The organism is Priestia sp. TSO9 (assembly GCF_021029645.1).
GTDB lineage: Bacteria > Bacillota > Bacilli > Bacillales > Bacillaceae_H > Priestia > Priestia megaterium_E.
On record NZ_JAJEKD010000015.1, the window covers coordinates 693825 to 715997 of the forward strand.

Sequence of the window (22173 nt, forward strand, 5' to 3'; positions counted from 1 at the left end):
TATAATGGTAATAGGAGTCTAGTTATACTAGTAGTAAAAGTACTACCTACACAAAGGAGTAAAATCATGGTAAGCGATAAAGAAAGAAGAAAAGAATTAGGGGATTTTCTGAAGATGAGACGAGAGCGATTGTCTCCAAAAGATTTTAACTTGCCTATTGGACCGAGGAGAAGAGCCAAAGGATTACGCAGAGAAGAGGTTTCTCAACTAGCAGGAGTCGGCATAACTTGGTATACGTGGCTGGAACAAGGACGAGATATACAAGTATCTTCTGAAGTATTAGAAGCCATATCACGTATTTTTAAATTAAACAAAGAAGAAATGGAGCATTTATTTTTATTAGGCAATCAGCCACTTCCATCTGCAACCGTGCTGAATGAAAGAGAAAATATAGATCGTGTTGTAAAAAATCTATTAAGTCAATTAGGTCACTGCCCTGCCTATGTAACAGACGAAAAACTTAATATCGTAGACTGGAATAAAGCTGCTATGGTGGTATTTGGGGACTTTAACGAGATGGATGAACGAAACCGCAATGCAGTGTGGCGCTGCTTCACTTCCCAAGAATATCAAAATCTTTTTCAAAATTGGGAAGATCATGCCCAACGACTAATTGCCCAATTCCGCCTAGCTTACACGCGTTTTGTCGGAGATGAGTGGTTTAAAGCTATGATTAGTGAACTTAGCGAGAAAAGCCCTCAGTTTTATGAGTGGTGGTCTAACCATGAAGTTTTAGGTACGCCTTGTGGAAAAAAGACCATTATTCACCCTGTGGCAGGAAAAATGATTATGGATCATATTACCCTCCAAGTTTATGATGCACCTGAATTAAAAGTGACTGTTTATCAGCCTCGTGAGGAGAATGAGACAGAAGAGAAGATGAAGCAGTTATTGAGGTAATAGTAATATTGTATATATTCATAGTTTTCAATACTAGAAGCCTATGTACTGCTGATGGGTACATGGGCTTTTTATTTTTGAGTTGGTATAAGATAAACTATGGGAACCAATTGAAATTAAAAGAATAAAGATGCTTATGTTGTGATAATCACATTAATATTAGTAATTTACTCATATAAACTTAAATCAGATCTACGCATTTCGTTTCTTTTGTCTTATTGACTTTAGTATACTTATAAAAGTGAGGCAAAATAGAAAATATAAATTTTCGCATGTGTTTATAAATTGCAGACAAATAAAAAACAGCCTCTACTTAGATTATTAAGTGAAAGCTGCTTTTAAAGTTTATGTATTAATAAAAAGCTTCGTCGCTTTGATAAAAGTTATTTATATAAGGAGAGCCATAAATATTTGCTTTACTTATGTAGATGTTAACTACCTCTTCCACAGTAAGGTTAAATCGTTTAGTAGTAGCCTTTATTGCTTTTTCGCAATGTATTTCAGGTACATAATTCTGTCCGCCATTTGTCATCTGATCAAGTTGATTTTCCATAAACTCATAAACCGCATCTTCGGAAATAGAAACATCTTCATTCTCACTATATTCTTCATCGGGCCGTACACTATCAGGATCTTTGTATTCTAGCAGATCCTCCCTTTTAATCTTTTCGTCATTATGTACTAACGTTTCGTCGCCATCCTTGTTATTGATATTCATTGAATATGAGTCACCCTTAGATGATGATACAGTGAGCGTACCAAATTCACATTTAGTATTTCCACAATAGTTACTTAAATCACTACCTATTCCCTCAGTAGTTCTAGAAAGAATATTAAATATGCCCAAAGGGTTGTTGTCATAAAATGCGTTATCAACATTAGCAGCTATATTTATTTTGTACTTGCCTTCTCCTTCTCCATCATACGAGTATGATAAGCTTTTTGTTCCCTTTGATAAATAGTCGTCAAGAATAGAATGTTTGATTGTTGAATCCGTAACTCGCTTAATAGATTCTAGTTGAATGTCTGAAGAACATCCACTAAGTAGCACGAAAGCACATGCTATTGATGTGTAAAGCCATTTCTTTTTCATAACAAACCCCTTGTATTTTATTTTTCACTAAAAAAAGACCGCAAACTAAGTGGCAGCCTTTTTTGAGAGATAAAGAGTTTTGATCTCTAACTGCATATATAGGGATGGGCACAAATGTGACCATATAATGACATGGTGCGTCATTACGAAATAAATTATACCATTAAAGGTTTGTTATGTAGATAAATACAAAAGATTTCCTGTGCTATTCGGCTTCACTTTTACTTTTGTCTTCCTTCTTTTCCATTTGATAGTTTTTGCTTGCAACAAAACCTCACAGGAATGATATAACCTCACTGATTCAAGGGTGAGGTTTTGTTTTCTAGGTTTATTAGTTTACATAAGATAAATTCTGCTGCTATTCTATTCCACCCTTTTATTCAAATGCCCTCTGGTTGGGAGAAATCAAAGAGGAAAAACCCTTATCAGCATATATATCCTAGTGATGAGGAAATGCTTAAACTTGGAGAACCAATATCATGGAAAGAAGTAATGTCCAAAAGTAATTTAAAATCCTACAAAGAACTATTCAGAGCGTTGCAATACCTTACTGGTGCGCCTAGTGATGAATATAAAAAATTAGCTTCCTATGTTAAGTCTAATCCTGATTTTTATTATCCCGAAGAAGATCGTGCATCGTTGTTTATACTAAATAGTTTAGTAAAGATCCTCTGTTCAAAAGGGGCAAATACTTTATATTTTTCGGAACCTATTCACGACACAAACGGTTCATTTAAAGTCAATGATATGTCACCTTTAGAAATAGCTAACTTATCTCCTAACGAGTCAATTATCACAGATGAAAATATGGATTTTGCATTTATGGGGATCTATGATTCGTTTATAACATTGCTTTTAGCAAAAGATACAAATATTGAGGATACAATTAAACCCCTAAACCTTGAAGCTTTCATATGTGATAAAGAAACATATTTTAATTCATTTATTTAATAGGTACCGATAAAGGGGTTTATGGAAACTAAAAAGGACAAATCAATGGGGCATATTACACGAATTTTTAGTATAGTTGGGTAGGAAACCATTCTTAAGAACGTCTTCCTACCTTTACTAGCGAAATTCATTGTATATACTAGAAGGTGCCGAAAAGTGCAAACTCATACTTTTTTAATTACAAGCATGAGTTTTATCAATAAAGTTTATTAACTTAAATTTTTGGCAATGTATGACTAAGTTCTTTACCAATAAGATTGGCTGAAACTGGTTTCTCCCCTATCTCCCTAGCCCATACCGATAATTGTCCAATATGATGTATTTCATGAGCAATCACATGACGCATAACTTCTCCCCAAGTGTCAGTTGCTATACTTCCGTCTGGTTGCGGATCATAAAGAATATTCTTTTCTTTTTCTGCATTCCAAGACCTAACAAACTCTCTTATCTCAAACTGAAAGCTTGTATCTAGCTGGCGAACTTTTTCTAAGCTTTGATATTTCTCAAAATCCTCTTGGAAATCATCTTTTCCCTGTAGAACACGAATCCAGCTCCACTCTACATCAACAATGTGAAAGAGAGTATGCAAGATTCCTCCTACTCCTCCTGTTCGTTTCCGAAGCAATTCATCTAGTGGAATATTCTCACACCATTGATACCATTCTTCTCTAACCAACCAGTTATAATGAAACATAGTTTGCAAGCTAATTCCTCCGTTTACTGTATTTTTCACTTTGTCTCTTTTTTAAGGGGAGTATGAATTAGTTCGACAACTATTTATAGATACCTATCTCATTGGAATAAGACAAGATAATATATAGAGTCGTATAGGCTATTTTGTTCCTAGCAGAGGTATTATGTTAACTAATTCTGTAGAAGATATACAGTTAAAATAACGATCTTATGATTGTATTGCTTCAGTCAAATTTAACTTTTTGATCAATTCTTCAGTTGTTAAAACTTTGGCAAACTCATTATCTAAAGTTGCTAATGACACAGTATGTATTTGTTCAGCTGGATAATATGCATTATCTGCTCCTTTTATTGCAAATGCAGCTGTGGCATCTGATACGAGATACGTTTTAAACCCTAAATTATCACTCATTCGAGTAACAGTTGATACACAATGTGGAGTTGTTAATCCTACTATTACGACTTTTTCTATTTTGTTTTCTTTCAAATGATTCTCAATCTCCTTGTTTTTTCTGAATATTTTAACATTTTTATAGATATATGCCTTTAAAATGGTATAATATAGAGAACGTCAGTTCGGGAGGCTTAATATGCAAACAAAAAAAGTTTATATTTATGTATTTAATACAATGTCAGATTGGGAGTATGGATATTTAATTGCTGAACTAAATTCAGGAAGATATTTCAGGCAAGGTTTAGCCCCTTTAAAAGTAATGACGGTAGGAGTTAATAAAGAAGTTATTAAAACAATGGGGGGGCTGAGTATACAGCCAGATATTTCTCTTGATGAGTGCACTCTTCTGGATAAAGATCTTTTAATTCTACCGGGAGGAACTACATGGAGTGAGGAGATTCATCAACCTATATTGAAAAAAGTTGGGGAAGTTTTAGAGCTTGGTACTATTGTAGCTGCAATTTGTGGTGCTACTGATGCCCTTGCAAATAATGGATACTTAGATTCTAGAAAGCATACGCTTAATAACTTAGAATATACAAAAATGGTCTGTCCTAATTATAAAGGGGAGAAGTTGTATGAGATTGGACCTGTAGTATCCGATAATAACATGATTACTGCTTCAGGAGTAGCACCTTTAGAATTCGCGAGAGACGTATTAAAAAAATTAGATGTATTTGCATCAAATACATTAGATTCGTGGTATAGCTTAAATAAAACTCAGAAGTCCGAATACTTTTTTCAGTTAATGAACTCAATATAGATTCCTAATTATATACAAGGTCGATTACAATAATTTTCTTTTTTATTTTTGTAGATACCTATTTCCTTTTATGTTAACTAAAAAGAAACAAAAAGAAGCCTTTATAAGAGATTTATTTTTTTCTTCATCTCGTATAAAGGCTCCACCATACTTTTAAATTAATTAATTTCTATTCTGCGTATTTATTTCTAACAGCATCATCCCACATAAACATTCCTTGGTTATCTTCATAGATTTGAACATTATATTTCATTACTGGTTCTCTCTTTATTCTTCATAAAGACGAATTGCTTCCCTTACTACAATAACGTCCTTCTCATTAATCCTCAATCGTAATTCCGGCTTCTTTGAATGGTTCTAATACTTCTGGATCGCACATTGAAATATAGTCCACTGCTTTTAGATTCTTTAAGTTCTGAAATCCTTCAACAGATAGTACGTCAAATGAACTGTCTTCTCCATCCCAGTCTGGCTTTAGAATATGATAAATTTCATTACCTCCATCAAAGCAAAGGGATTCAATCTTTTCCAAATCACTCATTTCCAACGTTAACTCTTCTAAATAATCTCTGATTTCAATAATGGGTCCAGATCCAGAATACCATTCAAAATTATTGGTATACTTATCTTTTAAATCGGTTAATTCTTCTAGAAATAACGGATCTTGATCTAATAAAGCTTCAATGACCACTAATTTAAAATTAAAGTCTTTAAACATTTCACTTTTCCCCATTTTACTACCTCCGATTTTATTTCTTTCTTAGGCTTTTAATCGAACCTGCACTGTTAGTATTGTAACAATCACCTATGAATAAAACCTGCTTATATTGCTGACTTTGACAGGTAGAGAAATAACAGCCCCTGTAAAAGAAGGTCTGCTCTTATTTACTTGTTTTGATTACTACTGCAAACTGATACCACTAGCAATAATACAGCAGAAGTTGTTAAAACCTTTTTCATAAATACACCTTCCATTGTCTAATAACCATTTTCTATCTATTATTCTTTGACTATTGTTAATAAAAGGTAGGAACTTTGTATATTTTATCATGCTTTTTATATTCATGAATATCACTACTACCTAATCTAATGATCTTATTCTTGTACGGACTGAAGTTCTTCTTTATAGGTAACAAAAAAGCATAAACCCGTTGCTCTCCAACAAAATTTATGCTCTTTCTCTAATAGAATTTTTAAGAATTCTCTTTTAATCCCGCCACAAATAATTCCAGATGTATGATTCCTATAAAATGATAAACACCCTTACACAATATCTCGATTCAATTCTTCATCTTTAACCACTTTAATTCTTTCTACTTTTCCTACAAGGAAGATATACGAAAGTGCTCCTAAAAGGGCCAATGCCGCTATGAACACTAGCGCTGGAGCAAAGTTTCCTCCTTTTGCTAAGAAACCAATAACAATTGGGACGATGATAGAAGCTAGACCTCCGATAAAGTTAAACACTCCACCCGTTAAACCGACTAAATGTTTAGGCGCTAGCGTTGAGACAAAGACCCATGTAATAGAAGCTAAGCCATTTCCAAAAAACGCAATAGCCATAAACGTGATAATGAGAGATGTGCTATTTACATAATTGGCTCCAATGATTGAAGTTGATAAAAGCAGCCCTACGATAATAGGTGTTTTTCTTGCAATACCTAATGATACTCCTTTTTTCACTAAGGCATCCGATACAAAGCCAGATAATAATACTCCTACAAACGCTGCTAAAAACGGAGCTGATGCTAAGAATCCTGATTTTAAGAAATCTAACCCTCTGTATTCCACAAGGTACGTTGGAAACCAGGTAAGGAAGAACCATAAAGTAGAGTTGACGGCAAACTGACCTAAGTAGATGCCCCATAGCTTTCTGTGAGAAAAGGCTTCTTTAAGATTTCCCCATTCGAACTTTGCTCTTTCTCCTTTCGTATCAGCAGCTTTAACTAAGCCTCCACCTTCTTCGATATGCTGTAACTCTGCTTTATTTACTTTACTATGCTGAGAAGGATCACGATAAAAGATATACCATATAATGCCCCACGCTATACCGATAATCCCGGTAGTAATAAACAGACCTCTCCACCCTAAAAAGTGCTGAATGGTAACTAGTGTAGGTGTTAAAAATGCTAGTCCTGCAAACTGTCCTGAAGTATAAAAAGCAATAGCTGATGCTCTTTCCTGATTTGGAAACCAGCTGGTGACTACTTTATTATTGGTCGGAAAAGCCGGTGCTTCGAATGCTCCTGTCGCTAAACGCAGACCAAAAAGACTCACAAATCCCTTAGTAAATCCTTGCAGCAGCGTAACAATAGACCAGGTAATTAAACTAAAGGCATACGTAGCACGAGCGCCAAAGCGGTCAGCCATTACCCCTCCTGGTATTTGTAACGCAGCATAAGCCCATCCAAAGGCTGAAAATATGAGACCCAGTTCTACTGATGATAGCTTTAAATCTTTGGACATGGCTGTGGCAGCTACAGAAATATTACTTCGATCCATATAGTTGATGACAACGCTCACGAAAATAAATGCTAAAACACGAAATCTAACGCGAGTCGGCTTTTCGCTATACCCCTTCATTCCCTTATCCCCCTGTATATAATAGTTTAAGAAAAGATCTGACTGACGGTCATTTATCAATCAGATCTTTTTTACTAAAATGGTTTCCCCTTTACCATTCCGCTACAGAACCGTCTTTATGACGCCATACTGGATTACGCCAATTATGACCGATATCAGCCATTTTTCTAACATGGTCTTCATTAATCTCAATACCTAAACCAGGTCCATCAGGAATTTTTACAAAGCCTTCTTCATATTTAAATACGTGGTTATCAACAATATAATCTAGTAAATCACTGCCTTGGTTATAGTGAATGCCTAAGCTTTGCTCTTGAATAAATGCGTTGTGGCACGTTGCATCTACTTGAAGACACGCCGCTAATGCAATTGGTCCTAATGGGCAATGAGGCGCAGCCGCTACATCAAAGGCTTCAGCCATCGAAATAATTTTCTTACATTCTGTAATTCCTCCTGCATGTGATAAATCAGGCTGAATAATATCGACGTATCCGTCCGTTAAGAGCTTTTTAAACTCCCATTTTGAAAACATTCTTTCTCCTGTCGCGATAGGAATGGATACGTGATTGGCAATTTCTCTTAGCGCCTCATTGTTTTCCGGCAAAACCGGCTCCTCGATAAACATTGGACGATAGGACTCTAGTTCTTTAGCTAAAATCTTTGCCATTGGCTTATGTACACGTCCGTGAAAATCAATACCTATTCCTACATAAGGTCCCACTGCTTCTCTAACAGCAGCAATACGTTCTACTACTTGATCAATTTTTTCATATGAATCCACATATTGAAGCTCTTCTGTTCCATTCATTTTTACTGCTGTAAATCCTTGTGAAACAACTTCTCTTGCTGCTTCGCCTACATCTGAAGGCCGGTCTCCTCCAATCCAAGAATATACTTTAATGGATTCTCTTGCTTTTCCGCCTAACAGTTGATGTACAGGAGCATCGTAATATTTTCCTTTTATGTCCCACAATGCTTGATCAATTCCTGATATCGCACTCATTAAAATAGGTCCGCCTCGATAGAAACCGCCTCGGTACATAACGTTCCAATGATCTTCAATATTTAATGGATCTTTGCCAATAAGATACTCCATCAGCTCATCTACTGCAGCTTTAACAGTAGAGGCTCTTCCTTCAATAACAGGTTCTCCCCATCCAACAATTCCTTCGTCTGTTTCTATTTTTAAAAATAACCAGCGTGGCGGCACTTGGAACAATTCATAATTAGTAATTTTCATGTACTTTTTCCCCTTTCGTTATACCATTCACTGCGGCTACGTATGCTTTAGCCTTTTGTGTTAGCTCCTGCAGGTATGCATGCGTAATTTCACAGTTTGTATCAACTAAAGAACTTCCAATACCAAACCCTACGGCACCTGCTTCTTCAAATTCTTGAATATTGTCTAAGCTCACTCCTCCTGTTGGAAGAAGTGGAATATGGGGAAGCGGCCCTCGAATATCTTTAATATAGCTAGCACCCAGCCTAGCAGGAAAGACTTTTATAATATCTCCGCCATTTTCATATGCCGTTAGAATTTCAGTAGGTGAAAAAGCCCCTGGGATACTAACTGCACCGTATCTTTTCGTTAGTTTAATCGTTTCCGTGTTAACAGTTGGAGAAAGGATAAACTTTGCTCCTGCTAAAATAGCTGAACGTGCTGTTTCAGGATCAAGCACTGTACCTGCTCCTACTAACACTTGATCACCCAGCTCTGTAGAAACCTCTTTAATGGCTGAAAGTGCATCAGGGGAATTTAGAGTAATTTCTATATTTTTTACACCGCCGTCATTAAGCGCAGAAGCAATTTTCACTACATCCTGCGGTTTGGCTCCTCTAATAATCGCAACGATTTTATGCTCTAATAAATGTGATAAACTATCCGTCATTGGTAAGCCCCTTTCTTTTATCGTATAACGTCTTCTCTTGTAATCGCATTCATAAATTCGTAAAGCTCTTTCTTATCAGGCAAGCCTTCAATATCACCCTCTACGGTTACGACCATAGCTCCTATAGCACACCCTCTTCTAACCGTTTCTTTTAAAGAGGATTTATCTATTAGTCCCGATAGTATCCCCGCGGCGAACCCATCACCAGCTCCTACTGGATCTATCACTCTAGCAACTTTAAAACCTTCCACGTAAGCGGATTCATTTTCAGTCGAATAATAAGCTCCTTCTTCACCTAGCTTAATAACGACTAGTTCTGCACCTAATTGATGAAACGCTGATGCAACATCTTCAGGATTATCCTTCTCAAATAAAAACTGGCCTTCATTCATTCCTGGTAAGATAATATCCGCATATGCAGCCATTTTAGTTAGTGTTTGGCGCGCAGCTGTTTCATCCCACAGCGTCTTTCGCAAATTTGGATCAAACACTATTTTCACACCATTTTTTTTAGCAGCTTTCATCGCTTGAAAAATAGCTTCGTGGCAGGAATCGCTCAGTGCAGGTGTAATTCCTGTCACGTATAAGTATTTTGCAGAAGAGATATACTCTTCATTCATATCACGCGGATTCATAAAGCTTGCTGCTGAACCTTGTCTGTAATAAAAGACTTTACTGTTCATTTCATTTGTTTTTTGTTTTAAAAACAGACCTGTAGGAGCATTATCATCAAATATCACATGTCTTACATCTATTCCTTCTCCTTTAATACTTGAAAGAATTCGCTCTCCTAGCTCGTCTTTTCCTAATCGGCTAACCCATCCCGTTTGATAACCGAGTTTTGACAGGGCAATCAACGTGTTGCTTTCTGCCCCTGCAATTTTCGAAGAAAAATCTTTAGCATATCGCATCTTTCCATTCGAGTGTGGGGTAAACAGAATCATCGTTTCCCCCATGCTTATCACATCCATTTTACCCCTCTTTTCATTTATCTCTTTGCCTCTTCATATCCAGCGATAAAAGATATATTAGCTGACGTTTGAAGCAGCCTTTCTACTATAAAATCCTTATGTTTCAGCATTCTTTCCTTAGGGCCAGCTACGCTAATAGCAGCTTCAATGCTTCCCTTTGCTCCAAATACAGGTGCAGCAAGGCAAAATAATCCTTCTTCATTTTCTTCATCATCAATTGCATAGCCCATTTGAATAAAAGAATCTAGATTATCATTAAGCACTTTTTTATCTGTGATTGTATAATCCGTAATAGGCAGTAGCTCTATATGTTCAAGCAGCTGCTCTCGCTGATCTTTAGGAAGAAAAGCTAAAAAGGTTTTTCCTAACCCTGTACAATAGAGCGGCTTACGGTTACCAGGCTGAGCTGTTGTTCTAATCGAGCGATTATTGTCAATCTTAACAACATAGACTAATTCTCCATCTGACAGCAAAGCCATAAACACCGTTTCCTGAACATCCTCCATCAGTTTCTTTAAATACGGCTTTCCTTCAGAAGAAATATCCAATGATTCCATAGCCGCTGTCCCAATTTGAATTAGCTTTGGCCCTAGCTTGTACCTCTTTAATGAGTCCTGATTCAAATAACCTTCATTGTGAAGTGTTCCCACAAGGTTAAACGTACTGCTTTGCGGAAGCGAAAGTAAATCACTAACCTCTTTTACTGTTAATCCCTCGGGATGTTGAGCAATCAATTCAAATACCCTCAATACACGTTCTGCTGATTTTACTGACATGAAGAAACCCTTTCTGAATCACATATGTGATTTTAAATTTTATATATGATTTACTGATTTAAATATTATCATAGACCGATCATTAATTCAAAATATTTTTACAAATTAAATAAATATATTTATGACAGTTCCTGAGAAATGATTAATAAATAGCAATATAAAAAAGTTTCCATGATAAAATCATAGAAACTAGAAAAAATTGTAATGGGAGCTAATCATGAAAAATAAAGATTTTTTATTATCTATTGTTTTAAATATCTTTTTAGCTTATTTATGGGTCTTTCTCATTTATTTAATTTTTGATTTTGTTCAGTTAAAGGAGAATGCTTTGTTGCTTGGACTAGCACTCGCATCCATAGGTACTCTACTCTTCGCAGAAGTAAGTAAGAAGAGTTAACCCCTTTGTTGCATATAAAATTACTCACCCTGTAAAAATTGCGGGATTTACATCTTTTGGGTTGGTTGCTAGTGCGAATCTATATTGGATAAGTTTTTGAAGGTTATGATAAAAATTAGAACAAGGAGCTTAAATTAAGCTCCTTGTTCCTTTAAGTGCCAGTAACACAATTTTTTCGCATATATAATCTGAACGTAAAAAAGCTATTTCAATGATATTTGCATCGCAGTGAAATAGCTTTTTTCTTTTACAGTTTTTCCGTATAACCTCTTAAATTTCGAATGAGAAAAGATATCCCTGTCAGCAAACAATTAAGAAACAAATATTTCGTCAGGTAGTGTTGAAAACTGTATGTGAAGTAGAAGTATAAGAAGAACACAAAGCTAAAATAGAAAATAAATTTTAAATATCTTTTTAAAACTGCGTTATGAGGAGAATTCACGTTGACTACTCCTTTTAAAGTCATATAATAAAATTATTTTTCAACCTATATTCGAACATGTTTCTGTGTCATTTTATAAAACAATTAGAAAAATGATAGGTAATGTAGCAAGGCTTAAGGAGGTACTAATTAACGTTGCACTTGATACAAACTCCGGCTCTGTATTAAATTGAAGCGCGTACATAGTTGTATTCGCAGCTGTGGGCATAGCAGCCATAATAATCATAATTTGTTTCACCATCTCATCCACCGGTAACAGAAGTGTTAGGATATAAGCGATAAATGGCGAGATCACAAGTTTGATAGCTAATGACCATGAAACTTTTGCTTTGGCTAAATTTCTAATTGATATTTTAGCTAGCTGCATTCCAAGTACAATCATGATGGTAGGAATAGCTGCACCCGCTACTAAATCAACCGCTTCTTTTACAGAGTTGCTTAATGGAATATGAAGAAACTGAAATATAGCTCCTAAAAGTCCCCCATACACAATTGGTATTCGTCGAACTGCGTCAATGGCTGATTTTATACCATTTCCTTGTGGACTCCCTTTAGCGGCATAATAAACTCCAACTGTACACATGACCAGTTGCTGTATGACCATTAGAATAATGGCAGAGTCTAAGCCTGTAACGCCGAAAAGTAATAAAACAACAGGTGTACCGTAGTTGCCATTATTCATAAATGAAGACGCTAATATCATTCCACAGGTTTCTGAAGTAGAATATCGCTGAAAATAAGCAATCATATAGACGACAGCAATTAATGCAAAGCAAAGTGCAAATGTGTATAACGTAAGATATAAGTAATCAATCGTAAATTTGGTTGTGTAAAATGTTTTGAACACGAGAACTGGAGACATCAAATAAAGTGCCATTGTTGAAATCGTTTTTGTATCAAATCCTATTTTCTTTTGTCCAATAAATCCAAGTGCAAAAATCCCGAAAATAGGAAGAAGGATTGTTAGGAACTCCATATTTGTTCACCTTCGTCATTTTTTCTTTGTTATTTTCCAAATGAAAGACCTAGAAAATTAAAAATCTAGGTCTTTCATTTAAACTGATAAATTATAAATTTAGAACAATGATACGTTCTTCAGTCATTTCTTCAATTGCATACTTCGGCCCTTCTTTTCCGTTACCGCTCTTTTTCACACCGCCATATGGCATATGATCGACACGATACGCTGAAGCATCATTTACAATTAATCCGCCTACTTCGATTTCACGAGCTGCCTTCATAGCAAACTGTAAGTCGTTCGTAAAAAGGCCTGCCTGCAACCCATAGTCAGAATCATTTACCTTTGAAATCACTTCATCAATCTCATTATATTGAGCAATAGCTACTACTGGCCCGAATACTTCTTGACGACAAACTTTCATATCATCATTTACATTGGTCAAAATTGTAGGAAGATAGAAAGCACCATCACGCTTTCCTCCTAGTTCAATTTTCGCCCCTTCTTTCACCGCTTCTTTTACCCATTCTTCCACTCGCTCTGCTTCTTTGAGACGAATCATAGGTCCAATATCCGTTTGCTCATCCATTGGATTACCGACTACTAACTTTTCTGTTTTTTCTTTTAGCTTATTAACAAATGCAGTATAAATATTCGTATGAACATAAATTCGTTGAACGGAAATACAAACCTGTCCCGCATTATTAAAGCTTTTTTGAGAAATTAAAGATGCAGCTTTTTCCAAATCAGCGTCTTTATGTACGATAGTAGCCGAATTATTTCCTAGTTCAAGTGAAACTTTACGCAAACCTGCCTTAGATCGAATGAGCTCTCCTACTCTTGGGCTTCCTGTAAAAGTAAACATATTAACATCCTGGTTTTCTAATAACCATTCACCGATTTCTGCCCCATCTCCAGTCAATACTTGAAGGCGCCCCTTTGGCAGTCCTGCTTCTTCCATTAATTCAGCGAGCTTGAGCGCACAAATTGGAGTGACTTCAGCAGGTTTTAATACTACACTGTTCCCAGCTGCGATTGCTGGTCCGAGTTTATGACAAACTAGATTAATAGGCACATTAAACGGCGTGATAGCTGCAACAACACCAACTGGGACTTTTAATGTAAAAGCCATGCGATTCTCCGAGCCTTGAGCCGATTCAACAGGTACACCTTCTCCATGAATACGCTTTGCCTCTTCCGCTGAAATTTGTAAAGTTGTAGCCGCACGCTCAACTTCTCCGCGAGATTCACGAATGGACTTTCCAACTTCAGTAGCCAAAATTTCAGCAAATTCTTCTTGACGGCTTAGTAATAAATCTGCTGCTTTCATTAATACCTCGTAGCGTTCATATGGTGAAAAAGTGTTTTTTAATGCGTCTTTCGCACTGGCAACAGCTTTATTCACATCTTGTTTTGTTGCTACTGAGATTTCAGCTGCAGGCTGCTGTGTATATTTATTTAAGACTTCCATTTTTTCTGCTGTTGTTTCCCATTCCCCGTTTACATATAAACCATATTGTTTGACTTGAGTTAAACTCGTCATTATCTCCACATCCCCAATTGTATTAGCATTTTATCTTGTAAGTTCGATATTGTAATGATATTTGTCACTGCGATATTTTGTTACCGTAAATTCAAGTGGCTTATCATCAAAACCGTAACTTACTCTTGTCATTTCAAGTAAAGCTTCTCCGCCCCGTATGCCTAACAGATCTGCTTCATAAATCGTTGCGTTAATGGCAGATACCTTCTCTTTAGCTCGTTTTAAGAATATTTCATTCTCTTCTAGTACTTCATAAAATTTTGCACGATTTAAATCTTGTTCAACTAGTATTTTCCCAATATGCAGAGGCCAGCAAGAACGTTCAATCGCAATAGGCACTTCATCAGCAAAACGAATTCGTTCAATAACTAAAACCTCTTCTCCAGCATCCAATTCCAGCATGGAAGTTTCATGATACAAATCTTTTTTAAAATCAGTACGAATGAGCTTTGAATTCGGTGTTAATCCTTTTTCCGCTACTTCTTCTGCTAGGCCTTTAAGCTTGCCTAAGCTGCCGCCGATAAGTGGCTGAGGCTTTACAATTGTTCCCCTGCCTTGTTTTTTTTCCAGCAGCCCGTCCTGTACTAACATAGAAATAGCTTGTCTTAAGGTAGTACGGCTTACGTCAAACTCTTGCATTAATTCTTGTTCTGTTGGAATTAACGTATTGGGCTTCCAAACTTTTTCTTGTATACGTTTAATTAAGACATCTTTTACTTGAAGATAAAGCGCGATATTTTTATTAGAACCTATTGTATCTTTCATTTTCTCAAACTCCTTTTAAGTTAGCGTTTGGTATTATTATATAGTATTGGCTAACTTTTACTGTAGCAGAGAAGTAGGATCTTTTTAGACATACACCTTTGTTTCTAAATTAAGCATACGCCCTAGTTCAATTAGATGTTCTGTCACATCACCATACACTAGTGCAAAGTGAGGCTCATACCCCGCGTGCATAAGTTCATAAAGTGTGTCTGATGCATTTGTCGCCAGTTCCACTTCTACAGATGTACCTGTAAAAGGCTGCTCTACATCTAATGCATTTCCTTTCATCACTAGAAGACGATAGCCATCAGGCGTATGACTTACCCTGAAGATCGTTACTTCTCCTGCTTTTAATCCAAAATCCATTGCAAAACCAATTTTTCTGTTAGGATGCACCCCTGCTGTTGCTCCGGTAGAAGGATTGGCAAGTGAATATGCTCCTGCACCGCAGTGCCAAAAAACAACCGAGTTTTTTTCTTCATCTATGTGAACCAAATCTCCAAGGTAAGGTGCATTTCCGCCTGCTAACTCACGCAGGATAAACATGGAGATTGATCCATGAATATCGGACTCACAGGATGTCACCATTCCGTCTTCCGTAAACTGAGACAGCGTTGAGCACGGAGCAGCTCCTAAATCATTAAAGAAATCCGGCCAGCATCGCATAGCTAGTGCATCTAACTCTTCACGTTGAATGTGCTTTTTAATATATGTGGAAAATTGAGCAAATTTAGTAACCGTTTCATCATTTCGATTTAAACCAATCACCTGCTTTTCTGCCCGCTCAACTTCTCCTATCCATTCTTGTTCTGGAAGCTTTACACACTCTTTAAACGCTTCTTGTAAATCCATCTTATGAAGGGTTACGCCAAGTGCGTTTTTTAATTCTTCTTCGTTTGTTGCTGAGAAAAAGAATCCTGGTGGATAATCTCCCACTACCCCAATTTTTAATTCATTTAATGCTTTTAGCACGCGCATAACGTTAATTTGTCTTAATAGACGATCCTGTAAAGCTTTCTCATCTGGATTTCCAAATACAAATGCAAACGGATGCTGATGGTTGCGCAGTACATTACTGGTGCTATTTCCACCTGTTAGCGAGTTCAAACGTAAACGTCCACCTACGCTTGGCTCACGTACGGACCAAACAATTACAGGCTGTTTAAAATACTCCAATATCTTAACCATAAATTCACCATCGGCAAACGTAACGCTTTGATATAAAACGGTATCAATCTTATCCCCTTTAATTGAATCAAGAAACCCCTGTAGTTCTTCAACCGAAGTTATAATTTGCTCCGGCGCAATCACAGTACTGCAGTTACCTTTCAGCCACTCCATACTTTTTTGACGATAAATTTCAGCTGCTTCAATATCAAATGTTTTTCTACCTATAGGCACATATAAAGCTGTTGTATTTTGCATATAGAGTTCCCCTTGTCATAAAACTATTTGTTATAACCATTTTAAAATACATAATTACCTTTATCAACACTATTTTTCCGTTTGACTACATTTCTTATATAAATAGCTTTTAAATTAGATGTGAATTAGTTTAGAAAACAACTCACTCCAAATCGATTTTTTACGGTAAAATACAGGTGGATAACCTAATGGCGCCTGAACAGTAACCGATCCTCCTGTGTACTCTTCACCACTCCATACATGGACCCACTGATCTTCTGGTAAATATACTTCCCACTCTGTTTGGTTTTCTTGATGAACCGGCGCAACAAGTACATCTTCACCAAATAAATATTGGTATTGAATATCATATGTTTTTTCATCTTCTTCATAGTGCATAAACAAAGGTCGCTGAACAGGAATTCCTCGTCGGGCATTTTCTTCTACAAGCGATTTAATATAAGGTGCCATCGTTACATAAACATTAGACATTCTTGCTAAATGTTCTAATGTTTCTTCATCACCGTCAAACTGGAAACAATCATCCGGACGATTTCCTTCATGTGTTCTCATCATAGGCGTGAAGGCTCCCATTTCTGCCCATCTCATCAGCAGCTCTTTTGAACGTTTATTACCATGTAGGCTTGTGTACCCGCCAATATCACTATGGTGTAAGCCGCAACCACTCATTCCTGAGGATAAAGCTGCAGGAATAACGGAAGCTAAACCATCATCTAGCGACCAATCTACGCTTTGATCTCCGCCCCAAAGAAGCGTACAGTATTTTTGTATGCCCGTATATCCGGCACGCATAAAGTATACAATCTCACTAAGTTTCCCTGCTTCTGATACCGCTTCATAGTTTGCTTTTGCCCACATTGTCGGCCAAGCATTGTGCATAATCTTAGCGTCGACTCCATTTTTGAGCACAACATCCGTTGGCAAATATTCACCAAAGTCGGCCATCCATCCATCTAATCCAAAATCAATCATGTTCTCTTTAATAACTTGTTTATACCATTCAGTAGCCTCTTCGTTGGTAAAATCCACAACTCCGCAATAAAATTCACCGAAATCCACTAAATACGTATTTCCTTCCGCATTTAATGCTAAGTATCCTTTATCTTCAGCTTCCTTATATAAATCACCTTCAATGGCTACATATGGATTAATGTAACCTAGAAAACGAATATCATTTTCTTTCCACTCTGCAATTTTTTTATCTAACTCTGGGTATTCATTCTCGTTCCATTTCCAATTCCACATTAAACGTTTACCGAAAGAAGTAATACGTTTGCCCTGCCAGTCTTGGCACCATACTCCGGATACTTTCATACCTTTTGCTAAAACTTTTTCTAATTTTTGTTCAACAACATCTGTACCACCTTGAATACCTAAAACCACGCCGTTATATACCCAGTCTGGTAGCTCGGGCTGTCTTCCGAATAAACCCGTAATTTTTTCAACTAGTTCAAGGTACGTATCCGCCGTTTCAAACAGCATATATTCAGGTACTTCCCAAACCTGCAGTTCATGGAATGTCTCATTGCGAAAGTCAAAGTCCGCGTATGCCGTTGTTTCAACATGACAATAGTACTTTTTACTAGATACATATGTAGGCTGAGGAAAGTTAGTATTATAATAATCTCCTCCAGCCTTATCAACTACATCAGCTTGCCATGTTACATATGTCTGTTTGTTTCTTCCTACGCCCGGCTCAGATGTCCATAAAGGAAAGTTTTTCCCTCTCATATTAAAATGAGAGAGTTGTTCTCCGCATCCATATACTTTCTCTTGTTTATCTGCAGCTACTCGTAACCAAAAGCGGTTAATGTTCGCATCGTGTTTTTGGTATTCTACTTTTAGACGATTCTCTTCTTCTTTAACTATAAGAGACAGCATGTTATCTCCATTTTCATAGTTAGAGAAATCTATTTTATATGCGCCTTCTACTTCCTCAACAGTTGCGTAGCGAAGAGCTGCACGTTCAGTAACGTAATCTTTAATATCAAAGTTACCTCTATACATTTCAATCGTTTCTTCTCCATAACCAACAAACAGCATTGGTTTTTGTATGGTATGCTGAAGTAGAGCTACACCGTTAAGAGCAACTTCAAATCCATCTTGTAAGATTTCCACATTTACCCCTTTAGTTACATTTAAGGTACCTGACATTTTTATCTCTCCCATCAATTAATAGAGCTTAGTCTTTTGTCTAACATTCATACGCTCTATTGATAAACTTTAATATTTTCTCCTTTTATACCTGGATGTGCACCTTTATTGATTAATTGCTCTCTTTCAGGATGAGCAATTAACCATTTATTTTTCATGAACAATAACTCATCTTCTTTTGTTCTTTTTTGAATATTAGTTGATAACGGATCATTTGTTCCTTTAGGTAAAATAACGATTGTTTTAAATCCTTCATTATTTACCTTACAAGGAGCAAAATGTAATGTCGTACTATATAACTCAACTGCTGTTCCTTTAGGCACGAAGAAAGCGATTACATCATTTGAATTAAAAAAGTTATCCTCAACGTCCTGTACCTTTCCTAATAAAAGAACCATATCTGTTATAGCGATGTTGATTTCACTGCTTTTATGATACTCAAGGCCATTTAAGGTTGAATTAGGACCATTACAATATCCAATTTGAATAGGCATATCACCATAAAAAGCTTCTTGAAGTTGGTTCTTAATAATGGTATTTTCCATCTCCGCGACGGATGCTACATATACATTCTGATCTTGAGGAATAGCTAAATTATCCATATATGTTTCTAGTTCACTGAAGTCATATTCGTTTACTGCCCTTCCATAAGGTTTAAATTTGCTGTCCTCTATATGATAGAAAGGCACATGTTTGTTTAAGTCTTTCATGTGTTCAAAGCTGCGCAACGTTTTCTTCTCTCCTTTTCTATGTAAAAAGCCCCTCAAAGAAGATAATAAGATTCTAAGAGGCGCCTTTTATAAAATATATATGTTTATTTTAAGACAGGAGCTTCTGTGACTGTATTATCCCAAGCATTACGGAATTTGTTTAATCCATAGTCTGTGAACGCATGCTGGAAGCTTTCTTTATATACATCAAATCCGCAGGTCACAATATGCGCACCAGCTTTTGCCGCATCTACAATTTGTTTACCATTACGTAAAGCAGCAACAATGATTTCTGTGTTGTAATCGTAGTTTTTATAGATATTCACAATATCCTGAATATATTGAGTTGTATCGTCCCCGCTATTTTCTTTCCAACCTACAAATGGAGATACAAATTTAGCGCCAATTCTTGCAGGCTGAAGTGCTTGTGATGGCGAGAAGACAAGAGTGACGTTAGTAGAAATACCTTGTTTTTCAAATTCCTTTGCTGCAATTAAACCAGGTTCTGTGCATGGAATTTTAATAACAAAGTTTGAAGATAACTTAGCAATCTTTGTCCCTTCTTCTACCATATCTTTGGCATTATCCAAATGAGGATTGATTTCTACTGAAATTGGGAAATTTTCGATTCCTTTAAACTCACTTGCAAATTCATCTAGAACCGTTAAGAACGGCTTACCGCTGTTCATAATATGACGAGGGTTTGTTGTAACACCATCAATTGCCCAGTTTTCATACGCGTAACGAATTTCCTCTAAAATGGCACTATCTAAAAAATACTTCATCTTTATACCTCCAGTTAAGTGACTATTACCCTTTAAAGATAATAACCTTTATATAATTTGTAATAACCTTTGTATTTATAATATGAAAACGCCACCAATATTTCAAGTACTTTTTGCTAGATTATTAAATTAATTTTGTATTTCGTCCAATTTACCTATCATCTTACATTGGTATTCTATTTTTACTTTTAGCAAGATCCGCTACGATTTTACTGTATTTATCATCTGAAAGTTTATAAAAGAAAAACATTACAATAATCGTTGCAATGGCTAATGTACTTGGATAAATAAACATTAATCCTCTAATTCCTTGCAGCACATTTGCATTCTGCACCGCATTTGGAACGTAACCCACTATCCCTAATACAACGCCAGGAATAAAGCCTGCAAGCGCTTGAGAAAGTTTACGGAAGAAAGTAAAGAAAGAATACACGACGCCTTCCGATCTATTGCCAGTTTTCCATTCGCCATACTCTACAGCATCAGAAACTAATGCCCAGTTCAAACTATTTACAAATGAGCTTCCGAAGAAAGCAAAGCAGGCTAATGTAATAAAGATCACTGCATTATCTGCAAAAACATAAGCTAAAATATCTCCTACAGCCCAAATCGCGCACCCCAATATGTACGTAGACTTTTTTCCAATCCTTTTGACCATGAAAGGAACCATTGCCACACCGATAAATACACAACCAATACTGAAAAAGCCCATGTAAGGAACGATTGCTACGTTTTTTAATACGTACTGACAAAAATAGACTTGTACAGCAAGCTTGACGTTAAAAGCTGAAAAGGTAAACAAATTAACTAAACAAAGAATGAGTAAAGGCGTATTCTTAAAAAGCCCTTTATAGCTGTCGGTCAGCTTTACATTTATATTTTGGGGTTTTTCATACACATATCTTTCTTTTACATTGGCATAACAATAGACTTGTAACAAAACGCCCAAAAATGCAAAAATAGATACAGCTACTAAATAACCCGTAGATTGATTGTTAAACATTAAGACAATCGGCATAAACCCTACAGTTGTAATAAGAAGTCCTAAATTTGAACCTGCTTGTCTAAATGATGCCATTTCTGCTCTTTCAACAGGATCTTTTGTCATCGCAGGTACCATTGATCCATAAGGAATATTTGAAATGCTATAAATCGTTCCAAATGCCATATACGTTACATATGCCCATATAATCTTTCCGGTTAGTGAAAAATCCGGATTAGTAAAGCTGACTATTGTTATCAAAGCAAGCGGTATTGCAGCGTAAAGAAAGAATGGTCTAAATTTGCCTTTAGGACCTATCTTCTTACGGTTATCAATCCAGGTACCTACTGTAATATCAGCGAACGCATCCCATATTTTCGTAATTAAAAATACTAAACCTGCTGTTGCAGAAGGCAAGCCTAACGCGTCGGTATAAAACTTCAGCAAATAAATTTGACCCAAGTCTAACATAAAGTTATTTCCTACATCTCCCAATCCATAAGCAACCTTCTCTTTAAGTCTTAGTTTCTTAGGTGTATTAATTGAATGTTCTACATTTTGAACCAATGGCTGTTCCATAAGTTCTCCCCCTTTGTTTAACACATTTTAAGACTTCACATTAAAGATGCATCACATAGGAGATTACAATTTTGATACACTTCCAAACTTATAATCTCCTCTAGGTTGATACTGAAATCACCATCCCCTCCCATAACATCACAACGTTTTTAAAAAAGTTACTACCTTTTTATTTATAATATGAAAACGCATACAAATTATCAAGTGTTTTTTTATTTTATTTTTAAAAAAAGAGAAAAAAATAATACTAAAATTCTATAGCTATCTCTTGAGGAGTAAGGCTACCCTATTCTTATAAACTCCTCGTTAACAATTTTGAGCGGCACGTAGAGAGTGTTTCAACATCTACCTTTGGGCTAT

Annotated in this window: 20 protein-coding genes and 1 pseudogene; 4 read left to right on the forward strand and 17 right to left on the reverse strand. The window is 36.2% G+C overall.

Going from position 1 to position 22173, the window contains the following annotated elements:
- Window positions 1–66: 66 nt before the first annotated feature.
- The gene (locus LJC66_RS18715; RefSeq protein WP_230933261.1) at window positions 67–900 is read left to right on the forward strand and encodes a helix-turn-helix transcriptional regulator; all 834 of its coding nucleotides are present in this window, start codon (window positions 67–69) and stop codon (window positions 898–900) included.
- A gap of 352 nt (window positions 901–1252) precedes the next feature.
- Here LJC66_RS18715 and LJC66_RS18720 read toward each other — a convergent pair whose 3' ends face one another.
- Window positions 1253–1993, reverse strand: a complete 741-nt coding sequence (locus tag LJC66_RS18720; protein WP_230933262.1) for a hypothetical protein — start codon at window positions 1991–1993, stop codon at window positions 1253–1255.
- 315 nt (window positions 1994–2308) lie between these two features.
- Here LJC66_RS18720 and LJC66_RS18725 point away from each other — a divergent pair, with 315 nt between their 5' ends.
- A complete protein-coding gene (locus tag LJC66_RS18725) occupies window positions 2309–2944 on the forward strand; it encodes a DUF2711 family protein (RefSeq protein ID WP_230933263.1) in 636 nt (211 codons plus the stop codon).
- A 214-nt stretch (window positions 2945–3158) separates the two neighbouring features.
- Here LJC66_RS18725 and LJC66_RS18730 read toward each other — a convergent pair whose 3' ends face one another.
- Together LJC66_RS18730 and LJC66_RS18735 are read right to left on the reverse strand one after the other, a co-directional pair.
- Window positions 3159–3647: a DinB family protein gene (locus LJC66_RS18730; RefSeq protein WP_230933727.1), complete on the reverse strand. Its 489-nt coding sequence runs from the start codon at window positions 3645–3647 to the stop codon at window positions 3159–3161.
- A 198-nt stretch (window positions 3648–3845) separates the two neighbouring features.
- Window positions 3846–4136: pseudogene (locus tag LJC66_RS18735) on the reverse strand (isochorismatase family protein); the annotation flags it as partial.
- A gap of 91 nt (window positions 4137–4227) precedes the next feature.
- On the opposite strand from LJC66_RS18735, the gene LJC66_RS18740 reads away from it, so the two are divergent.
- The gene (locus LJC66_RS18740; RefSeq protein WP_230933264.1) at window positions 4228–4854 is read left to right on the forward strand and encodes a type 1 glutamine amidotransferase family protein; all 627 of its coding nucleotides are present in this window, start codon (window positions 4228–4230) and stop codon (window positions 4852–4854) included.
- A gap of 319 nt (window positions 4855–5173) precedes the next feature.
- On the opposite strand, the gene LJC66_RS18745 is transcribed toward LJC66_RS18740, so the two are convergent.
- From LJC66_RS18745 to LJC66_RS18770, 6 genes are all read right to left on the reverse strand, one after another.
- Window positions 5174–5587, reverse strand: a complete 414-nt coding sequence (locus LJC66_RS18745) for a DUF6892 domain-containing protein (RefSeq protein WP_230933265.1) — start codon at window positions 5585–5587, stop codon at window positions 5174–5176.
- Window positions 5588–6117: 530 nt separating this feature from the next.
- A complete protein-coding gene (locus LJC66_RS18750; RefSeq protein WP_195696244.1) occupies window positions 6118–7437 on the reverse strand; it encodes an MFS transporter in 1320 nt (439 codons plus the stop codon).
- A gap of 91 nt (window positions 7438–7528) precedes the next feature.
- On the reverse strand, window positions 7529–8677 hold the full coding sequence (dgoD, locus tag LJC66_RS18755; RefSeq protein WP_028414811.1) for a galactonate dehydratase: 1149 nt from the start codon (window positions 8675–8677) through the stop codon (window positions 7529–7531).
- Window positions 8664–9326, reverse strand: coding sequence for a bifunctional 4-hydroxy-2-oxoglutarate aldolase/2-dehydro-3-deoxy-phosphogluconate aldolase (locus LJC66_RS18760; protein ID WP_230933266.1), 663 nt, complete (start codon window positions 9324–9326; stop codon window positions 8664–8666). The genes dgoD and LJC66_RS18760 overlap by 14 nt, the downstream gene beginning before the upstream one ends.
- A gap of 17 nt (window positions 9327–9343) precedes the next feature.
- On the reverse strand, window positions 9344–10297 hold the full coding sequence (locus LJC66_RS18765) for a sugar kinase (protein WP_230933267.1): 954 nt from the start codon (window positions 10295–10297) through the stop codon (window positions 9344–9346).
- A gap of 17 nt (window positions 10298–10314) precedes the next feature.
- Window positions 10315–11073 carry an IclR family transcriptional regulator gene (locus LJC66_RS18770; RefSeq protein WP_230933268.1) on the reverse strand — a complete coding sequence of 253 codons (759 nt, stop codon included), beginning with the start codon at window positions 11071–11073 and terminating at the stop codon, window positions 10315–10317.
- A 217-nt stretch (window positions 11074–11290) separates the two neighbouring features.
- Here LJC66_RS18770 and LJC66_RS18775 point away from each other — a divergent pair, with 217 nt between their 5' ends.
- Window positions 11291–11470, forward strand: coding sequence for a hypothetical protein (locus LJC66_RS18775; protein ID WP_230933269.1), 180 nt, complete (start codon window positions 11291–11293; stop codon window positions 11468–11470).
- A gap of 515 nt (window positions 11471–11985) precedes the next feature.
- Here LJC66_RS18775 and LJC66_RS18780 read toward each other — a convergent pair.
- The 8 genes from LJC66_RS18780 to LJC66_RS18815 all read right to left on the reverse strand — a co-directional run bounded on the left by LJC66_RS18780 (window position 11986) and on the right by LJC66_RS18815 (window position 21813).
- Window positions 11986–12888 (reverse strand): AEC family transporter, encoded by a 903-nt coding sequence (locus tag LJC66_RS18780; protein WP_230933270.1) that lies wholly within the window; start codon window positions 12886–12888, stop codon window positions 11986–11988.
- A gap of 91 nt (window positions 12889–12979) precedes the next feature.
- Window positions 12980–14413, reverse strand: coding sequence for an aldehyde dehydrogenase family protein (locus tag LJC66_RS18785; protein ID WP_230933271.1), 1434 nt, complete (start codon window positions 14411–14413; stop codon window positions 12980–12982).
- 30 nt (window positions 14414–14443) lie between these two features.
- Window positions 14444–15178 (reverse strand): GntR family transcriptional regulator, encoded by a 735-nt coding sequence (locus LJC66_RS18790; protein WP_050690316.1) that lies wholly within the window; start codon window positions 15176–15178, stop codon window positions 14444–14446.
- Window positions 15179–15262: 84 nt separating this feature from the next.
- Window positions 15263–16603, reverse strand: a complete 1341-nt coding sequence (sftI, locus tag LJC66_RS18795; RefSeq protein ID WP_230933272.1) for a sulfoquinovose isomerase — start codon at window positions 16601–16603, stop codon at window positions 15263–15265.
- Window positions 16604–16717: 114 nt separating this feature from the next.
- Window positions 16718–18757 carry an alpha-glucosidase gene (locus tag LJC66_RS18800; RefSeq protein WP_230933273.1) on the reverse strand — a complete coding sequence of 680 codons (2040 nt, stop codon included), beginning with the start codon at window positions 18755–18757 and terminating at the stop codon, window positions 16718–16720.
- A gap of 56 nt (window positions 18758–18813) precedes the next feature.
- Window positions 18814–19467 (reverse strand): DUF4867 family protein, encoded by a 654-nt coding sequence (locus LJC66_RS18805; RefSeq protein ID WP_230933274.1) that lies wholly within the window; start codon window positions 19465–19467, stop codon window positions 18814–18816.
- Between the two features lie 104 nt (window positions 19468–19571).
- Window positions 19572–20252: a transaldolase family protein gene (locus LJC66_RS18810; RefSeq protein ID WP_102812841.1), complete on the reverse strand. Its 681-nt coding sequence runs from the start codon at window positions 20250–20252 to the stop codon at window positions 19572–19574.
- 163 nt (window positions 20253–20415) lie between these two features.
- The gene (locus tag LJC66_RS18815) at window positions 20416–21813 is read right to left on the reverse strand and encodes a glycoside-pentoside-hexuronide (GPH):cation symporter (protein ID WP_230933275.1); all 1398 of its coding nucleotides are present in this window, start codon (window positions 21811–21813) and stop codon (window positions 20416–20418) included.
- Window positions 21814–22173: the final 360 nt, after the last annotated feature.

Coding starts and splice junctions, on each gene's coding strand:
- LJC66_RS18715 (WP_230933261.1), top strand. CDS start 67: ATGGTAAGCGATAAAGAAAGAAGAAAAGAATTAGGGGATTTTCTGAAG.
- LJC66_RS18720 (WP_230933262.1), bottom strand. CDS start 1,993: ATGAAAAAGAAATGGCTTTACACATCAATAGCATGTGCTTTCGTGCTA.
- LJC66_RS18740 (WP_230933264.1), top strand. CDS start 4,228: ATGCAAACAAAAAAAGTTTATATTTATGTATTTAATACAATGTCAGAT.
- LJC66_RS18745 (WP_230933265.1), bottom strand. CDS start 5,587: ATGGGGAAAAGTGAAATGTTTAAAGACTTTAATTTTAAATTAGTGGTC.
- LJC66_RS18750 (WP_195696244.1), bottom strand. CDS start 7,437: ATGAAGGGGTATAGCGAAAAGCCGACTCGCGTTAGATTTCGTGTTTTA.
- dgoD (WP_028414811.1), bottom strand. CDS start 8,677: ATGAAAATTACTAATTATGAATTGTTCCAAGTGCCGCCACGCTGGTTA.
- LJC66_RS18760 (WP_230933266.1), bottom strand. CDS start 9,326: ATGACGGATAGTTTATCACATTTATTAGAGCATAAAATCGTTGCGATT.
- LJC66_RS18765 (WP_230933267.1), bottom strand. CDS start 10,297: ATGGATGTGATAAGCATGGGGGAAACGATGATTCTGTTTACCCCACAC.
- LJC66_RS18770 (WP_230933268.1), bottom strand. CDS start 11,073: ATGTCAGTAAAATCAGCAGAACGTGTATTGAGGGTATTTGAATTGATT.
- LJC66_RS18775 (WP_230933269.1), top strand. CDS start 11,291: ATGAAAAATAAAGATTTTTTATTATCTATTGTTTTAAATATCTTTTTA.
- LJC66_RS18780 (WP_230933270.1), bottom strand. CDS start 12,888: ATGGAGTTCCTAACAATCCTTCTTCCTATTTTCGGGATTTTTGCACTT.
- LJC66_RS18785 (WP_230933271.1), bottom strand. CDS start 14,413: ATGACGAGTTTAACTCAAGTCAAACAATATGGTTTATATGTAAACGGG.
- LJC66_RS18790 (WP_050690316.1), bottom strand. CDS start 15,178: ATGAAAGATACAATAGGTTCTAATAAAAATATCGCGCTTTATCTTCAA.
- sftI (WP_230933272.1), bottom strand. CDS start 16,603: ATGCAAAATACAACAGCTTTATATGTGCCTATAGGTAGAAAAACATTT.
- LJC66_RS18800 (WP_230933273.1), bottom strand. CDS start 18,757: ATGTCAGGTACCTTAAATGTAACTAAAGGGGTAAATGTGGAAATCTTA.
- LJC66_RS18805 (WP_230933274.1), bottom strand. CDS start 19,467: ATGAAAGACTTAAACAAACATGTGCCTTTCTATCATATAGAGGACAGC.
- LJC66_RS18810 (WP_102812841.1), bottom strand. CDS start 20,252: ATGAAGTATTTTTTAGATAGTGCCATTTTAGAGGAAATTCGTTACGCG.
- LJC66_RS18815 (WP_230933275.1), bottom strand. CDS start 21,813: ATGGAACAGCCATTGGTTCAAAATGTAGAACATTCAATTAATACACCT.